Raw genomic sequence first — 16,656 nt, 5'->3', positions numbered from 1 at the left:
TATCTATTGTTGAACGAATCCTCCCTATCGGTCGGAAGCCCTACCCGCCTGAACAGCCCAGATAAGATATTCATTTTGTAAAAGTAATAGATTTATTAATTTGTAGCTAAATTTTAAATCTAATCTCATGTTTAAAAAAAAGTAAAACCATTGCTGAACGCGCTTTTGAGGAGGTAGCGGGTTTCAGTACACTTCAAAACAAATTGGAGCAGAGCTTTTCTATTAACGGCAAAGCAAAAAGCACCTTAAACAATTACCTCCGATGTCTGGCACATCTTACTTTGCACTATAAAGAAAGCCCAGAAACGCTCTCGGTGGAAAACATTGAGGCTTACCTTTATTATTGCCAAAAACTTCACAAAACCCCTTCTGAAAGTTTTTTTAAGCACACCATTTTTGGCCTCAGGGCTGCTTACAAAGTAATGGGTATGGAGGCCAAACGCGTAGCCTTGCCCCAGATCAAACGGGACCTTAAACTGCCAACCGTCTTGAGCAAGGAGGAAGTCAGGCGTCTTTTAAAAGCGCCGAAGTACCTTAAACACCGCTTGATCATAGGAATGCTATATGGCTGTGGACTTCGCAGCTACGAACTGTGCAATCTAAAATTGGCTGACATCGATTTTGATCGCAAAACAGTTTTTATTCCCAAGAAAAAAGGTAAGATCGACCGCTACGTCCCTTTGAGTAAACATTTGACCAGAGGACTAAAAAAGTATATCAAAACGGAAAACCCCCAAGTATATCTTTTTAACAGCCAGGTATCCAAAGATGGAGAAGCGCGGGGACTGACTACCAACGGAGTGCGTTGGGTGATCAAAGAGAACCGAAGTAAGATAGGCAGTTCTAAAAAAATAACCGCCCACACGCTGCGGCACAGCTTTGCTACGCATTTGTTGGAATATGGCGTTGACATTGTCAGTTTAAAGGAACTTTTGGGCCATGCCCACATCGAAATGACTTTGACTTATTTGCATGTAGCCAATTTACCTAGTTGTTCGAAGTTTTCTCCTCTAGACAAGCTCTACGATTAATGCGGCCCCAACATAAGGTAGCTGACATTTTAGAGATGGAACAGCTACAGCTCAAAAGCTTGAGCCTAACCTCATGGCATTACCGTGCATTGCAGGCCATAAGGAGGTGCCGAACAGAAGCTATGGGCGGACACATTGATAAATGCGATTGTTGCCACGAGCTGCACATCAGTTACAACAGTTGCAGGAACAGGCATTGTCCAACATGCCAGGGGCACAAACGTGAAGAATGGATTAGGGCAAGGGAAAACGAACTCTTGAACGTTCCCTATTTTCATTTGGTGTTTACCCTTCCAAGTGAATTTAACAGCTATGCCTTGAGCCACGGCAAAATAGTGTACGGCAGTTTGTTCAGGGCCGCCTGGCAGACCTTGCAGCAATTTGGGGAAAACCCCAAACACTTGGGTGGCAGAATGGGCATGATTGCGGTGCTCCATACTTGGGGCCAGAATATGAGTTTGCATCCTCACTTACATTGCATTGTACCAGGAGGTGGTTTGAACAAATCAGGAACATGGAAAAAAGCAAAGAACAATGGAAAATACTTGTTTAATGTAAAATCCATGAGCCAAGTGTTTAGGGCAAAATATATAGCTGAGCTAAGAAAGAGTGAGTTGAAAATTCCTCAAAAAGTTTACGATAAGGTATTCAGTAAAAAGTGGGTGGTATATGCCAAACAACCTTTTAGAAGTCCAAAATATGTCATTGAATACCTGGGCAGATATACCCATAAAATAGCCATTAGCAATCATCGGATTACGGATGTAGATCGCAAAAACAGAAAGGTGACTTTTACTGCAAAAGATTATCGTCGTGCAGGAAAGAAAGTCAACTTAACCTTATCGGGCCAAGAGTTTATCAGGCGGTTTGCCCTGCATATTTTACCCAAGGGATTTACTCGAATACGACATTATGGTATTTTGAGTAGCAGTTGGAAAAAGGAGAAGTTGCCAAAACTACAAGCTGAACTGGCTACGGTAAAGATGGAACCTGTCAGAACCATCCAGCCACTTTTGCACCGCAGATGTTCTACCTGTAAAAAAGGAAGACTGCATACCATTCTGTTGTTTGATGCACGTGGGCCTCCCGCAAATTGGAGAGTTCTATTAAAAGATAAAAAATTAAATAGGAGCAACTAAAAATTAATCTGCAAAGGCGGGCAGACTCTGCTATGCCTTAACTTTAAAATTAAACGATAAAAACCAACTATTGTAAATTGAAACCACTAAAAAAGTCCAGATGACGTTATAAAATAAGTAGGTTCTATACATTTTAGCCACGTAAAGACAGCTTAACCTCCAATTATCCTTCCCTCAATTCATCGTTTTACCCATAGACGGCAAATCAACCGGATTCGTCAACAAAATATTCAGCTCTTGCCTATCGGCGAGCCGAATACTTAGTTATTTTCATTTGTAATTGGGGTAGACTTTATTAAGCCATTCTTTCTTTCCAGAGGAATTTTCCTAAATCTATAACCCGTTCCAACGGGGTATTATCAAACACATCAAAAACAGTGTTTACAGATTTCTCTATTGCAACATCGGTGCTTTCAAATTGGGCAGAATTATCGTCCATCCAAAATTTCATCAGGAACATTAGTTGTACCCAGGCCGCTTCAGAAAATATTCTTTCAGATTGTTGTAAAGCTGAAATCGCTTTTTCTGAATTTTCATCCTGAATAAGATCTCTGGCAAAAGATTTTACTCTTTTTCTTAAACCTTTTAACTGCTCCAAATTTTTCATTTGGCTTTCGTGTTCCTTAAGAGAAAAAAGCACGTAACTTCTATTTGCGGTAAGCATTTCAAAAAAGGTGTAATAAAACGTGAGCATTTTTTCACGATTGGTAAAGGTTTCAAATTCGGGACTTTTATTTAGCATATTAATAGTATGCTCGTAAAATCGCTCCCAAATTCCTTTTTGCAGGCCTTCAAAACTTCCGTAGAAATTATAGAATTCCTCCTCTTTAATTTTATTCTCTTTACAAAACTTATATACGGTTTTAGGTCTCTGCTCATGCTCTAACACATAATCCATATACATTGCAATAAGTTTGTCTTTATCTAAAACCTTTTTTGTGGTTGTTTTCTTAGTTGTAGCCATAATTGTTATTTCTTTTTCAAAGATACAGTTTTGTTTAAGCTTTAATTCATAATATTAAACAAAATGTTTGTTAAAAATATTCAGTGGTTAAATTGTGTTTCAGAAACTTAGACGGGAAACTGTTTTATTAATTACAAGCTATGTCAGTTTGTCAGCAGAGTTTTAATGGTATTTTTTTTGACTGTAGGTAAGCAACATTAAATAGTATTAAAAACAAAAATATATGGCAACCGGAAAAATTAATGTCTCTGTAGAGAACATTTTCCCACTGATAAAGAAATTTCTTTACAGTGATCACGAAATCTTTCTAAGGGAATTGATTTCTAACGCAACAGATGCGACTTTAAAATTAAAACACCTTACCGATATTGGAGAGACAGATGTGAAATACGGCAATCCTGTAATTGAGGTAAAGGTAGATAAGGAAGGAAAAAAACTTCACGTTATAGACCAGGGCGTGGGGATGACCAAAGAAGAAGTTGAAAAGTACATTAACGAAGTAGCTTTTTCTGGCGCTGAAGAATTCCTTGAAAAATATAAAGATTCTGCTAAAGACAGCGGAATTATTGGGCATTTTGGTCTTGGCTTCTATTCTGCCTTTATGGTAGCGAATAAAGTAGAAATAATTACCAAATCTTATAAAGATGACCAGGCTGCACATTGGGTTTGCGAAGGAACAACTGAGTTCACTCTTGGAGACGCCGACAAAAAAGAACGCGGTACCGAAATTATTCTTCATATAAATGAAGAGGATGAGGAGTTTTTAGAAGAAAACAGGATCCAGGAATTATTGGTGAAGTATAACAAGTTTATGCCTATTCCAATTAAGTTTGGAACCAAGGAAGAAACTTTACCACTTCCGGAAGATGCTCCAGAAGATGCCGAGGCTGAAACCAAAACGGTAGATAACATAATCAATAATCCTGAACCGGCTTGGACCAAACAACCAACCGATTTAGAAGATAAAGATTACAAAAGTTTTTACCGCGAATTGTATCCAATGCAATTTGAGGATCCATTATTCCATATTCACCTTAATGTAGATTATCCTTTTAATCTTACCGGAATTCTTTATTTCCCTAAGATGACACAGGATATGAATATTCAGAAAGATAAAATTCAACTGTATCAAAACCAGGTTTATGTAACTGATAATGTTGAAGGTATTGTTCCTGAATTTTTAACCATGCTTCGCGGGGTAATTGATTCTCCAGATATTCCGTTAAACGTTTCCCGTTCTTACCTTCAGGCAGATGGCGCTGTGAAAAAGATTTCCAGCTATATTACCCGAAAAGTAGCCGATAAGCTGAAATCTCTTTTCAACAATAATCGTGAGGATTTTGAGCAAAAATGGAACGATATTAAAATCGTTATTGAATACGGAATGCTTTCTGAAGATAAATTTTTCGAAAAAGCTCAGAAATTCGCACTTTACCCAACGGTAGAGAACGAGTATTATACTTTTGATGAACTTCAGGAGAAAATAAAGGATAACCAAACCGATAAAGATGGAAACCTGGTTGTGCTTTATGCTTCTAATCAAGACGAGCAACACAGTTATATTGAAGCTGCTAAGACCAAAGGTTACAAAGTCCTGTTATTAGATTCTCCGATTATTTCCCACTTACTTCAGAAGATGGAAAGTGAAAAAGAAAAGATCACTTTTGTTCGGGTAGATTCAGATCAGGTAGATAACCTTATCAAAAAAGACGAAGAGAAGATTTCAAAACTTTCTGAAGAGGAAAAAGAGAAATTAAAAGGAGATTTCGAAAAAGTTATTCCGAAGGAAAAATATACCGTACAACTAGAAGCGATGGATAGCGATGCAGCGCCATTGTTAATCACGCAACCGGAATTTATGCGACGAATGAAGGAAATGCAGCAAACCGGTGGCGGCGGAATGTTTGGAATGGGCAATATGCCAGAGATGTATAACCTGGTGGTAAATACCAATCATCCGCTAATTTCTGATATTCTAAATACCAAAACCGAGAAGAAACAGGAGCGCTTAATTAAGCATTCTTTAGATCTTGCGAGATTATCTCAAAACCTGCTTAAAGGGGAAGAGCTAACCAATTTCGTAAAACGCAGTTTTGATATGGTAAAATAATTTCCTTGAAAAGGAAAATTTAGAAAAGGTCTGGAAAGTTGTTTTAATCGTTATCCTGAACTTGTTTCAGGATCTAAGATGTTAGAAGCTGAAACAAGTTCAGCTTGACGGTAACAAGACTTTCCAGGCCTTTTTATTTTATATGATTAAGCTTTAATGCAAAGGGAAAGTTTGCCAACAGACTTTAATTCCTGGAGCTTGTTTCTAAATTTGAACTTAGATTACGTTTTATAATTTGATAGAAACGCTCCACGTCATAGGGTTTTACAATAATATCGTTCATTCCTGCTGCGAAGATTTCATTTCTTACTTCTTCAATTTCTACTGCTGTTAAAGCAACTACCGGAACATCTTTATTGAGATTTCTTATACGTTTTGTGGTTTCCATACCATTAATCCCCGGCATATTTAGATCCATTAAAATAAGTCCAAAATCTTCAGCGGTCACTTTTTCAATGGCTTCCACACCGTTGCCAACAACCACGCATTCAAAGTTTTGCTTTTCCAGGATTCTTCTCGTTACTACCTGGTTAATTCTATTATCGTCTACAATGAGGATTTTTTGTTTTTCCTTTAGATTATCTAAATATACATCGTGAGCAAAGCCCGCTTTTTTACCTGGAGATTTATCTTCTTTAAGACTTAAATTAAAACAAAACACTGAGCCTTCTCCTTCTTTACTTTTTAAATGAATTTGAGATTCAAATAATTGCAGTAAGCGTTTAACTATAGGGAGACCCAAGCCGGTTCCCTGATAATTATAATTGGAAGATTTAAGCTGAGAAAATTCTTCAAAAATTAATTTTTGTTTGCTTTTGGGGATACCAATTCCATTGTCTTTTACTTCAAAATAAATCACCGCTCTATCCTCTACTTCCGCCCGTAATTCAACATTTATATAAATATCACCATTTTCGGTAAACTTCACCGCGTTCCCTACAAGGTTCATGAGAATTTGCGAAAGCCTTACTGGATCACCAATAAGATTTTTGGGTATTTTCTCATCTATACTATAATGTACTTTGTTTTTGTTCTGCAAGCGGGTAAATTCAAACGTGTTTACTATGCTGAGTATTAATTCCTGGATATTAAAAGAAACATTTTCCAGTTTCACCTGGTTAGATTCCATTTTGTTCATTTGCAGCACATCATTAATAAGCGCCAAAAGATAATCGGCTGAGAACTTTAAGGATTTTAGATCGCTTTCGTGCTTCTTCAGGCTTTTATCATCCAGCAATAGCGAAGTAAGCCCTACCACTCCATAAAGTGGCGTTCGTAACTCATGGCTAACAGTAGAGAAAAACTGGCTTTTCAGCATAGATAAACGTTCCGCTTCTTCTTTGGCTGTTAGTAATTCGCTGTTTTTATTTTTCAACTGGGAGATCAGTTTTTTCCTGGTGCCGTTATTTTTAACAAGCAGAATTATAAAAAACAACATCACGATTAATGAAATAATCATGATTATAGAATTCTGCTGAGATTTGGCGATCACCTCATCTTTATACTTCTGCTCTCTTTTAGCTATTTCAAGATTTTCACGATAGCGTTTGGTTTCAAAACGAGCCTGTGCAGCTTCCATTTGTTCCAGCTTTTCTTTTTCATAAAGTTTAGCATCGTATTCTATGTATTTATCTAAAGCATTATAAGCTTCTTCAAATTCTTCGTTTGCAAACAACACTTCAGCATAACCGTCATAACCAGTTACAGCCTCATAATACATGGAATCTTTTTCAGCAATTTTAATAGCTTCTTCGTAATACTCTTTAGATTCTTCGTAATTTTTTTTCCCAAAATGATAGTTTCCAAAAAGGGCAGCAATTTGACTTTGAATGTAAGGATCCTCAAATTCTTCTATAAGTTTCTCCACTTCTATTAGGTATGGATAGGCTTCATCATACTCCTCCATATAAAGATGTGTCCATCCTTTATTAATAAGCGGGGTAGCTTTGCTATCGGGATCGTCCAGGTTGGAGGCTGCTTTTATCGCTTTATCATAATATGCAAAACCCTGATCAATAGTTTCCTTGTTGGCAGTAAACATATTACCCAGGTTGTTGTAGGCCCACCAAAGTAGCGTGTCGTTCTTAACAATTTTAGCATACTTAAGGGCATTTTCATAACTGTCTTTAGCCCTTATGGTATCGTATAATTCGTCATAGGTTATTCCCAGGTTGTTATAACCGTGGTAGAGGTGGTAGTAATCTTTTTCTTCTTCTGCAAGCTCGATTAAATTGAGGGAGTAATCAATCGCTTTATTATAATCATAGGAATACATGGCCTCGGTAGACAAATCCAGGAGTTCTTTAATGCTATCGCAGGATTCACTTTCTTCAGACTGTGAAAAAGCAAGGCCGGATACCAGAAAAACCAATAAAATGGAAACGTTTTTTGTACTCAATCCTATTCCATGTTAAGTTCTAACCTATGGGACAAAAGGTTATGTTAAATTAACTTTTTTTTAATATTTCAGCAATAAATATTTCCTTTAATTCTATTATTCTTCTTAAAACGGTAAAAGTTTTTTAAATTAGGATATTTTCTGAGCTTCTTAAATACTTCGTTTAGAGAATCCTTCAATAAACTTAAGTATCCATCTTTTCAGACTGATATCCAATCAACTTTTCGATAAAAGATTCTCGATTTATTTAGCCTTACTTTTTTAAAACTGAAACTGAGGTGAGTTAATTCAAAATCCACTTTCTTGAGCCGAAAGAAAATTTTGAGCTATATAATATAGAAAATTTGTAGGTAATTATGTTTCAATATCTATTAAGTTAGGCTGTAGATTGGGATGCGAAAATTACTCTATTTTAGTGAATTACACAAGATTATTAGAATTAGACAGTAATATTATTATAATTTTTACCTCTCATGAAAATATATTTTTATCTTTAAATTATGCAATATCCCTGGCACCTTTACCTAATGGGCGCGATGTACATCGTCGCCGGTATAATTCACTTTATAAAACCTAAAATGTATATGCGCATTATGCCGCGTTATTTACCCGCGCATAAAGCCCTGGTTTTTTTAAGCGGACTAACAGAAATCTTCCTGGGATTTTTACTCTTTTTCCCTGAAACCATAGATTTGGCGATCTACGGTATAATCCTAATGCTAACTGTTTTTCTCCTGGTACATTTTTATATGCTTTCTTCTCAAAAAGCCGGTGCGGGAATCCCAAAATGGGCATTAATTTTAAGAATTCCGCTTCAATTTTTTCTAATGTACTGGGCCTGGTTTTATTTACAGTTTTGAAGATGAAGTCTGAAAATTTTAGCTTACCCGATGCAGAATTACAGTATTTCCCAGATTTCCTTAGTAATGAAAAAGCTGATTTTTTATTCGAAAAATTGCTGAAGGAAATTCCATGGCAACAACAAAATATAAAACTCTTCGGAAATGAAATTCCGCAGCCGCGTTTAACCGCTTTTTATGCTGAAAAAGGAATTTCTTATACCTATTCTGGTCTCCAGTTACAACCTGAAACTTTTTCAACTGAAATATTAGGTCTAAAACAACAAACCGAAGAATTAACAAGTATAGACTTTAATACCTGCCTTGTAAATCTTTACCGTGATGGGCGCGACAGTATGGGCTGGCACGCCGATAATGAAAAGGTTTTAGGTAAAAATCCCGTAATTGCCTCTATAAGCTTAGGTGGCGTTCGTAGTTTTCAGTTTAAACATAAAAACAATAAAAATCTGAAGGAAAAAATTGAACTTCAACACGGTAGCCTCCTAATTATGAAAGGCAGTATGCAACATTTTTGGAAACACCAATTGCCAAAAACCAAAAAAGAAGTTTCACCAAGAATAAATCTAACTTTTAGAAAAATTCAATAAAAAAAGCCATTGTGAAGGTTTATCCACAATGGCTTTTTTTTTATATTTACAATCAATTTATCCGTAAATCTCATTAAGTATTTTCGCCAAACGAATGCCGCCCTTTTGCAATTGCTTTAGCACCGTTGGTAAATGATGGTACATATATTCATAACCTAACTTCTCCCCTGTTTCAACAGAATCATATAATTGGTTAGCCATCGCCCCAGATTCGTAAACCCAATCTATAACTTCTCCCGCTTCAATAGCTTTAATTTGGGCTCTGGTTAATTGTTTGGTATTTGCTGCAAGCTCCGTATAGCTCATTTGGTAAGAATCTATCATTTGGCTATCCCAAACACGGTGAATGTTAGACCCTTCGTTATACCATCGCACCTGCACATCATTCCCACCCTTATCGGCTGCTCTTCCCACGTGGAAAGGTTGGTGAAGATCACCCACAAAATGCACTAACATTTTCAGGTAAAACTGCTTTTCTTCTTTTGAAGCATTTTCATCTTTCAAAACCTCTTTAGATTTTAAAATTGCCTGGTAAAGATCACCTTTTGGGTTAGCAGTTTCCTCGTTATATTCGGCTTCACCTTCAGCCAGATTTACATAATGCCAGGGACCGTATTGTCTAAAATCTGGATCACTTTTAATATCATCGGCATAATTTGCCACAAAGGCTAAACCCTGACCGTTTAAAATTTTATCTATCGCTTTTTTAGCTTTTTTATTTAAATAACTCTCGGCGATTTCCCCAGTGGCACGGTGCCCTGTTTTCCCCCAATCATTATCATTCGAAAAACCGGTGTTTCCCATTAACACAACTAAAGTAAGTAGCAATAATTTTTTCATTTATAGAAATTTTAAAGATTAAGAAGATAAAAGTGAATCTCCTTTAGATTTCCGGCAAATATAGTGAAGCCCATATTTTTAATATGTTAAATTTTTCTCTGGTTTAAATTAATGCAATATATTTATGATATCATTTTAATATCAACCAATTTTAAATATTATGACTCAGGAAAAAGATCTCAAAGCTTCAAACGGTTATATCATGCTGTTTGTTTTCTTATTATTATTCTTCGGAAGCATTATTGGGTTTATTGTTTTAAATAATGCGTGGTTTATTTTAGGAATTATTATCGCCCTGTTTATCCTTCCTGGATTAATCCTTGTAAACCCCAATGGATCAAGAGTGCTTTTACTATTTGGAGATTACAAGGGCACTGTGAAAAAGAACGGGCTTTTTTGGGTTAACCCATTTTACACCAAAAAGAAAATTTCATTACGGGCCAGAAACTTTGACAGCGAACGCCTAAAAGTGAACGATAAGCTTGGGAATCCGGTAATGATAAGTACCATCCTGGTTTGGCGGGTGCGCGACACCTACAAAGCTTCTTTTGATGTGGATAATTTTGAAAATTTTGTCGTGGTACAAACCGATGCCGCGGTAAGAAAACTTGCCAGTCTCTATCCTTATGATAATTTTGCCGACGAAGGTTTAGATGAGGATATTACTTTGCGTTCCAGCGTAAACGAAGTAAGCGACGCCCTGGAAAAAGAGCTGGAAGAACGTTTGCATATCGCCGGAATTGAAGTTTTGGAAGCCAGGATTGGATATCTGGCCTACGCCAATGAGATTGCCAGTGCAATGCTTAAACGCCAGCAGGCCACTGCCATTGTTGCCGCCCGTCATAAAATTGTTGAAGGCGCTGTAAGCATGGTAGAAATGGCCCTTCACCAGCTAAGCGAAAAAGACCTGGTAAATCTTGATGATGAAAAACGAGCCGCCATGGTTAGCAATCTAATGGTGGTACTTTGTAGCGACAAAGATGCTACACCCGTTGTAAACGCCGGAACTTTAAATCACTAAGAGCAACTTTATGAGAAATTTAAAGCTCAGCTTATTCTTAATTTTCTTCGGAAGTTTTATCGCTTTTTCACAAGAGCGGGCATTTACTGAAGAAGAAATTGCTGTAGATAAATTTACCGACGGTACGCTCGTTCTTCCATCTAACGCAGACAAACCCCCGTTGGTGATTTTTACTCAGGGTTCCGGGCCTACCAATAGGGACGGGAATCAAAACTCATTAAACAGTGATTTTGCAAAAAAAATCGCTCATAAACTAGCCAATGAAGGCATTGCAAGTTTCAGGTTTGATAAACGCAGCATTAAGAAAAAAGAATTGAATTTAGAAACAATTTCGTTTGATGATTTTGTAACTGATGTTGAAAATATCTTAAGTCATTTTAAGGAAGAAGGGAGCTTCAGCAATTTAATTATCGCCGGGCACAGCCAGGGTTCTTTAATAGGAATTTTGGCGACAAAAGATAATGCCGATGCCTTTATTTCTATTGCCGGCGCAGGAGAAAGTATAAACCATATTCTGGCCGCGCAACTTTCGGCACAATTACCTCAGCTTAAAGATGAAATAAAAACAAGCCTTCAGGAAATTAAAGAAAACGGAAGTACTACTGAATATCCCAAAATATTAGGTTCACTTTTTAGTCCCCAAAATCAGGCTTTTTTAGCTACGTGGATGAAGTATGATCCTTCCCGGGAGATTGCAAAACTGGAAATCCCCGTTTTAATTATAAATGGAACAAATGATGCTCAGGTAAAAGAAGAACAGGCTGAAATGTTGCATAACGCAACTTCTAATTCAGATTTAGTTTTATTGAAAGATATGAACCACGTTTTTAGAGAAATAAGCTCTAAGGATTTGACTAAAAATTATCAGACTTATAACAATCCTGAATTGCCATTACATCCCGAAATAATTCCGGTTTTGACCGATTTTATTAAGAATTTGGAAAATAAATAAAATGAGTAATAAAAAAGCATTCGCCCTTAGAGTCGATGAGAAGATGCTGAAAGCCATTGAAAAATGGGCTGCTGATGAATTCAGGAGTACCAATGGGCAGATCGAGTGGATGCTAAATAAAGCCCTAAAAGAAGCAAACCGCCACCCAAAAAATAAAAAAGAAGAATAATGTATAAGATCGTTTTTTCAGATATAGATGGAACTTTATTAAACCATGACAGGGAATTATCTCCCACAACAATTTCAACAATAAAAAATCTCAAAAATAAGTTGCCTTTTATACTTATTTCAGCCCGAATGCCGGCCGCGATGCGGCACCTGCAAGCCGATCTTGAAATAAATGAGCAACCAATTATTTGCTATAATGGCGGATTAATCCTGGTGAATGGGGGAGCAATAAATTCTACCGAAATTCCTTTAAATACACTTGAAGATCTTTGTGAGTTCAATCAAAAAATGAATTGCCATTTAAGTTTATATAATAGTGACGAGTGGTACGTTCCGCAATACGACCAATGGGCCGCCAGAGAAGAAAACAACACTAAAGTAAAGCCTGAAATCAAGTCGAATAACGAAGTGCTTTCAGCCTGGAAAAAAGACAATAAAGGAGCTCATAAAATTATGGCCATGGGAGACGAAGCCCATATTGATAAAATTAAAGATTATTTATCAGAAAATTTTCCCGGCCAACTTCATTTATACCGCTCTAAACCCACCTATCTGGAAATTGCTAATAAAGAAATTTCAAAACTTACGGCGATTAAATTTTTATTGAAAAATCATTTTAATTTAACTCCGGAACAAAGCATTGCTTTTGGAGATAATTACAATGATGTAGAAATGATAAAAGGCGTGGGAATGGGCGTTGCTGTAGGAAATGCGAGAAAAGAAGTACTGGAAGTTGCAAATATTGTAACCCAAAGTGGTAAAGAAGATGGCGTAGCCAAGAGCTTAAAAGAATTGTTTAAAATCTAATAGAAGGATTCCACTAATTCTTTAAGAAGAGTTTAAGAAAAATTGTATTTTGGCGCCGCTTATAAAATTTTTCTATGGAAGATACTCCCGTTTTTACCAATGATGCTATAGTCTTTGGCCTTTTAATGCTTGCGTTGGGTTTTGTGTTTTATACTTCTTCTAAAGAAGAAGGTTTCTGGAAAAAATTCTACGGCATTGTACCGGCACTTTTAATGTGCTATTTAATTCCAGCAATCTTTAATTCCCTGGGACTAATAGACGATGGTACTTCTCAACTTTATTTTGTAGCAAGTAGATTTCTATTACCGGCTGCCCTGGTTTTAATGACATTAAGTATAGACTTAAAAGCAATTTTCAACCTTGGGCCAAAAGCCCTGATCATGTTTTTTGCCGGTACTGTAGGAATTATTATTGGAGGCCCTTTAGCTGTAATTATTGTTTCTGCTATTTCTCCCGAAACCGTTGGGGGCGTTGGCCCCGATGCTATTTGGCGTGGTCTTTCTACCATTGCCGGTAGCTGGATTGGCGGTGGAGCCAACCAGGCTGCTATGTTGGAAATTTACGAATACAACCCCGATCTTTACGGCGGAATGGTTTTGGTAGATATTGTAGTGGCTAACCTGCTTATGGCGGGACTTTTAATGGGAATTGGTAAAACCGAAAAAATTGACAAATGGCTAAAAGCTGATAATTCAGCTATTACAGAACTTAAAAATAAAGTTTCAAATTACGCTGATAGTGTAACCAGGAACCCCAACCTACCTGATTATATGATCATGCTTACCCTGGCGTTTGTAACCGTGGGAATTGCACATTGGGGAGCCGATGAAATTTCGGTATATCTGTCTTCTAATTTTGAGATTTTTAATGATAGTAAAAGTGCGCTTTCATCCTTTTCATCATCCTTCTTCTGGATGATCACCATCGCTACCGCAATTGGAATAGGACTTTCGTTTACACGATTCAAAACTTACGAAGGTGCGGGAGCCAGTAAATTGGGCAGTATCTTCATTTATATTCTGGTGGCAACCATAGGTATGAAAATGGACCTTGGGATGGTTTTCGATAATCCGGGCCTTATTGGCATCGGACTTATTTGGATGTCTATTCACGTTATTTTCCTATTTGGCACAGCAAAACTTATTAAAGCTCCTTATTTCTTCCTCGCGGTGGGAAGTCAGGCCAATGTGGGCGGAGCGGCTTCGGCACCTGTTGTAGCTGCGGCATTTCATCCTTCTCTGGCTACCGTTGGTGTATTGCTTGCTGTGTTTGGATATGTAGTTGGAACCTATGGCGCAATTCTTACTACTATTTTAATGCAAATCGCAGCCGGGAGTTAGTTTAAAATAGAAAATTATAAGATATTTGCCGCCTAAATCAGAAACCTGAAACCAGCAAGTTGCTGGAGACTAAATATGGGAGTTCACAGTATGAATTATTAGCTTGTGATAAATTCCCGCTACCAGAGAAAATTATAAAACAAATGAAAAAAATTAGCATTCTTTTACTGGCCATTATCGCCCTTACTTCCTGTAATAATAAAGAAAGCAACTTAATAGTAAATGCCAATATTGACGGACTAAAAAAGGGAACTGTTTATCTTCAAAAGATAGATGATACCCTTATGGTAGATCTGGATTCAGTAGAGGTTAATGGTAATGCCAATATTAGCCTGGAAGCTTTTATTGAAAGTCCCCAGGTTATGTATCTCTACCTTAAAAAAGTTGATAATTCTCAGTACGACGATCGTATAGATTTCTTTGCTGAAGAAGGAGAAGTAACCATCAATACAACGTTAGAGAATTTTGTAACAGATGCAAAAATAACCGGAGCCAGAAATCAGGAAAAATTAGAAGAATATCGCAAAATGATGCAACGCTTCAACGATAAGAACCTGGAACTTATTCAGCAAAATTTTGAAGCACAACGGGATGAAAACGAGGAGCAATTGATAGATGTGAATAAGCAATATGAAAGCTTACTTAAAAGAAAATATCTTTATACTGTTAATTTCGCTATTAACAATAAAGACCTGGAAGTAGCACCTTACCTCGCGCTTTCTGAAGTTTTTGATGCAAATATCAAATATTTAGATACCATCTATAATTCTTTAGAGCCAAAGGTGAAAAAATCGATGTACGGAAAAGAGCTGAAAGATTTCTTAAAAGAAAGAAGGGATGAAGAAGAAGCCAGCGAAAATATTGAGCCCGTAGAAACTAAGGAAAATGATGAAGATATAAGTTAATTCAGAATTATCCTGGACAATCTTAGAGCCCGAAATTAATATTTCGGGCTTTTTTTTATTACCTCATTTATAATACTACAGGCATTTCATTTATATTTCCGTAATAAAAACTTATACTTGTTGTTCTATTCAATTTAATAGTCTTACAAACTTGCAAAATCCTTTATAAATGAGTGCTCCAAACAAAAACCGATGGCTTATTGCCGCTTCGGCAGTTTTTATTCATATTTCAATAGGTGCCGCCTATGCCTATAGTGTTTATACCCAACCTCTTGTTGAAACAAAGGGCTGGTCTATGGCTTCTGTTACCACGGCATTTACAATAATGATGGTCCTCGGTGGAGGTTCTGCAGCCTTATTCGGAAAATTTGTAGAGAGAAGCGGCCCAAAGAAATCGGCTATGCTGGCTGCAGTTTTATTTGGTTTAGGCCAGGCCGGCTCAGGATTTGCCATTTCAATGGATTCGTTAACAGGATTCCTACTCTCCTACGGGTTATTAAGCGGGCTGGGGCTGGGAATTGGTTATATAGCTCCCGTTTCAACTTTGGTAAAATGGTTTCCAGACAAGCGAGGTTTAGCTACAGGAATGGCTGTACTGGGATTTGGCACCGGTGCTTTACTCACTGCACCAGTGGCCGCAAGTTTAATAGAATCTATCGGCATCAGTACTACTTTTTATATTTTAGGAGCCTCGTATTTTGTTTTAATGATGCTTGGCGCTTCTTACATCGCACCACCGCCAAAAAACTGGATGCCAGCAGGAATGGAAGCAGCGGTAAAAGCGGGTACAAAAAAAATAAAAAGAGACTTATCTCAAGCTACATCTGGTGAAGCTGTTAGAACCAAGCATTTCTGGATGCTCTGGACAATGATGCTAATAAATACAAGCGCAGGAATTATGATGATTTCTGTAGCTTCCCCAATGGCACAAAACATCGTTGGACTCTCGGCAGGTGCAGCAGCTACTATGGTGGGACTCATGGGAATTTTTAATGGTGGCGGAAGATTAGGCTGGGCTGCGGCTTCAGATTATATTTCACGTCCAAAAGTATTTATTATTTTCTTCATAATTCAGCTTATTGCTTTTATTACCTTACCAATTATTAGCAGTGCTATTATTTTTCAAATCTTTATTTTTCTGGTAGTAAGTTGTTACGGCGGTGGGTTTTCTAACCTTCCGGCTTTTATAGGCGATCTTTTTGGCACAAAAGAACTTGGAGCAATTCACGGATATTTATTAACTACCTGGTCTCTGGGCGGACTTATTGGTCCTACCCTGGTCTCGCAAATCTATACCCGAACCGGAAGTTATATTCCCGTTTTCTACGTTTTTACCGGGCTAATTATCGTTGCATTAATTATTAGTTTACTGCTAAACAGAAGTGTAAAGAAAGTTAGAACCGAGCATAAGGAATTGCAGTATGAAACCTCAACTTCAGATTAAAAAATAGTTAGAGGTTAAATAAATCTTATCAGGTTTAATATTTTATTGGCTAAGATTGGGTTTGTATTTTTCTAAGTTTGAGAAAAACCA

Annotated in this window: 15 protein-coding genes; 12 read left to right on the top strand and 3 right to left on the bottom strand. The window is 37.1% G+C overall.

Annotated elements, in window-relative coordinates; genetic code table 11:
• Positions 1–203: 203 nt before the first annotated feature.
• Both B5488_RS15570 and B5488_RS15565 read left to right on the top strand, forming a co-directional pair.
• Positions 204–1,031 (top strand): tyrosine-type recombinase/integrase, encoded by an 828-nt coding sequence (locus B5488_RS15570; RefSeq protein WP_231919753.1) that lies wholly within the window; start codon positions 204–206, stop codon positions 1,029–1,031.
• Positions 1,031–2,170 carry an IS91 family transposase gene (locus B5488_RS15565; RefSeq protein ID WP_079734452.1) on the top strand — a complete coding sequence of 380 codons (1,140 nt, stop codon included), beginning with the start codon at positions 1,031–1,033 and terminating at the stop codon, positions 2,168–2,170. The genes B5488_RS15570 and B5488_RS15565 overlap by 1 nt, the downstream gene beginning before the upstream one ends.
• 295 nt (positions 2,171–2,465) lie before the next feature.
• Here B5488_RS15565 and B5488_RS15560 read toward each other — a convergent pair whose 3' ends face one another.
• On the bottom strand, positions 2,466–3,134 hold the full coding sequence (locus tag B5488_RS15560) for a TetR family transcriptional regulator C-terminal domain-containing protein (RefSeq protein WP_079736093.1): 669 nt from the start codon (positions 3,132–3,134) through the stop codon (positions 2,466–2,468).
• A gap of 223 nt (positions 3,135–3,357) precedes the next feature.
• Between B5488_RS15560 and htpG the strand changes: the two genes are divergently transcribed.
• The gene (htpG, locus tag B5488_RS15555; RefSeq protein WP_079736092.1) at positions 3,358–5,244 is read left to right on the top strand and encodes a molecular chaperone HtpG; all 1,887 of its coding nucleotides are present in this window, start codon (positions 3,358–3,360) and stop codon (positions 5,242–5,244) included.
• A gap of 184 nt (positions 5,245–5,428) precedes the next feature.
• Here the strand turns inward: htpG and B5488_RS15550 are convergent, their stop codons facing one another.
• Positions 5,429–7,642: a tetratricopeptide repeat-containing hybrid sensor histidine kinase/response regulator gene (locus tag B5488_RS15550; protein WP_079736091.1), complete on the bottom strand. Its 2,214-nt coding sequence runs from the start codon at positions 7,640–7,642 to the stop codon at positions 5,429–5,431.
• Between the two features lie 500 nt (positions 7,643–8,142).
• Between B5488_RS15550 and B5488_RS15545 the strand changes: the two genes are divergently transcribed.
• Positions 8,143–8,502, top strand: a complete 360-nt coding sequence (locus B5488_RS15545) for a DoxX family protein (protein WP_079736090.1) — start codon at positions 8,143–8,145, stop codon at positions 8,500–8,502.
• Positions 8,503–8,504: 2 nt separating this feature from the next.
• Positions 8,505–9,089 (top strand): alpha-ketoglutarate-dependent dioxygenase AlkB family protein, encoded by a 585-nt coding sequence (locus B5488_RS15540; RefSeq protein WP_079736089.1) that lies wholly within the window; start codon positions 8,505–8,507, stop codon positions 9,087–9,089.
• Positions 9,090–9,146: 57 nt separating this feature from the next.
• Here the strand turns inward: B5488_RS15540 and B5488_RS15535 are convergent, their stop codons facing one another.
• The gene (locus tag B5488_RS15535) at positions 9,147–9,929 is read right to left on the bottom strand and encodes a S1/P1 nuclease (RefSeq protein ID WP_079736088.1); all 783 of its coding nucleotides are present in this window, start codon (positions 9,927–9,929) and stop codon (positions 9,147–9,149) included.
• A 160-nt stretch (positions 9,930–10,089) separates the two neighbouring features.
• Between B5488_RS15535 and B5488_RS15530 the strand changes: the two genes are divergently transcribed.
• The 7 genes from B5488_RS15530 (at position 10,090) to B5488_RS15500 (ending at position 16,566) form a co-directional block, all read left to right on the top strand.
• Entirely contained in the window at positions 10,090–10,950 is an 861-nt protein-coding gene (locus tag B5488_RS15530; RefSeq protein WP_079736087.1) for an SPFH domain-containing protein, read from the top strand.
• Positions 10,951–10,960: 10 nt separating this feature from the next.
• Complete coding sequence (locus B5488_RS15525) at positions 10,961–11,902, top strand: alpha/beta hydrolase family protein (RefSeq protein ID WP_079736086.1); 942 nt, start codon at positions 10,961–10,963, stop codon at positions 11,900–11,902.
• 1 nt (position 11,903) lies between these two features.
• Positions 11,904–12,071: an Arc family DNA binding domain-containing protein gene (locus tag B5488_RS15520; protein WP_070053311.1), complete on the top strand. Its 168-nt coding sequence runs from the start codon at positions 11,904–11,906 to the stop codon at positions 12,069–12,071.
• Positions 12,071–12,877 carry an HAD family hydrolase gene (locus B5488_RS15515; protein ID WP_079736085.1) on the top strand — a complete coding sequence of 269 codons (807 nt, stop codon included), beginning with the start codon at positions 12,071–12,073 and terminating at the stop codon, positions 12,875–12,877. The genes B5488_RS15520 and B5488_RS15515 overlap by 1 nt, the downstream gene beginning before the upstream one ends.
• Before the next feature lie 74 nt (positions 12,878–12,951).
• Positions 12,952–14,217: a DUF819 family protein gene (locus B5488_RS15510; RefSeq protein WP_079736084.1), complete on the top strand. Its 1,266-nt coding sequence runs from the start codon at positions 12,952–12,954 to the stop codon at positions 14,215–14,217.
• A gap of 143 nt (positions 14,218–14,360) precedes the next feature.
• Positions 14,361–15,122 (top strand): DUF4369 domain-containing protein, encoded by a 762-nt coding sequence (locus B5488_RS15505; protein ID WP_079736646.1) that lies wholly within the window; start codon positions 14,361–14,363, stop codon positions 15,120–15,122.
• 169 nt (positions 15,123–15,291) lie between these two features.
• A complete protein-coding gene (locus tag B5488_RS15500) occupies positions 15,292–16,566 on the top strand; it encodes an L-lactate MFS transporter (RefSeq protein WP_079736083.1) in 1,275 nt (424 codons plus the stop codon).
• Positions 16,567–16,656 lie beyond the last annotated feature (90 nt).

The organism is Salegentibacter salegens, from assembly GCF_900142975.1.
Taxonomy (GTDB): Bacteria; Bacteroidota; Bacteroidia; order Flavobacteriales; family Flavobacteriaceae; genus Salegentibacter; species Salegentibacter salegens.
The sequence above is the reverse complement of the archived record's forward strand: the minus strand, read 5'-3'. Positions and strand labels throughout refer to the sequence as shown.

What these genes read in the sequence shown, in the direction of transcription:
- htpG (WP_079736092.1), top strand. Translation starts at nt 3,358, where the DNA reads ATGGCAACCGGAAAAATTAATGTCTCTGTAGAGAACATTTTCCCACTG.
- B5488_RS15525 (WP_079736086.1), top strand. Translation starts at nt 10,961, where the DNA reads ATGAGAAATTTAAAGCTCAGCTTATTCTTAATTTTCTTCGGAAGTTTT.
- B5488_RS15560 (WP_079736093.1), bottom strand. Translation starts at nt 3,134, where the DNA reads ATGGCTACAACTAAGAAAACAACCACAAAAAAGGTTTTAGATAAAGAC.
- B5488_RS15565 (WP_079734452.1), top strand. Translation starts at nt 1,031, where the DNA reads ATGCGGCCCCAACATAAGGTAGCTGACATTTTAGAGATGGAACAGCTA.
- B5488_RS15500 (WP_079736083.1), top strand. Translation starts at nt 15,292, where the DNA reads ATGAGTGCTCCAAACAAAAACCGATGGCTTATTGCCGCTTCGGCAGTT.
- B5488_RS15520 (WP_070053311.1), top strand. Translation starts at nt 11,904, where the DNA reads ATGAGTAATAAAAAAGCATTCGCCCTTAGAGTCGATGAGAAGATGCTG.
- B5488_RS15545 (WP_079736090.1), top strand. Translation starts at nt 8,143, where the DNA reads ATGCAATATCCCTGGCACCTTTACCTAATGGGCGCGATGTACATCGTC.
- B5488_RS15510 (WP_079736084.1), top strand. Translation starts at nt 12,952, where the DNA reads ATGGAAGATACTCCCGTTTTTACCAATGATGCTATAGTCTTTGGCCTT.
- B5488_RS15540 (WP_079736089.1), top strand. Translation starts at nt 8,505, where the DNA reads ATGAAGTCTGAAAATTTTAGCTTACCCGATGCAGAATTACAGTATTTC.
- B5488_RS15535 (WP_079736088.1), bottom strand. Translation starts at nt 9,929, where the DNA reads ATGAAAAAATTATTGCTACTTACTTTAGTTGTGTTAATGGGAAACACC.
- B5488_RS15515 (WP_079736085.1), top strand. Translation starts at nt 12,071, where the DNA reads ATGTATAAGATCGTTTTTTCAGATATAGATGGAACTTTATTAAACCAT.
- B5488_RS15505 (WP_079736646.1), top strand. Translation starts at nt 14,361, where the DNA reads ATGAAAAAAATTAGCATTCTTTTACTGGCCATTATCGCCCTTACTTCC.
- B5488_RS15530 (WP_079736087.1), top strand. Translation starts at nt 10,090, where the DNA reads ATGACTCAGGAAAAAGATCTCAAAGCTTCAAACGGTTATATCATGCTG.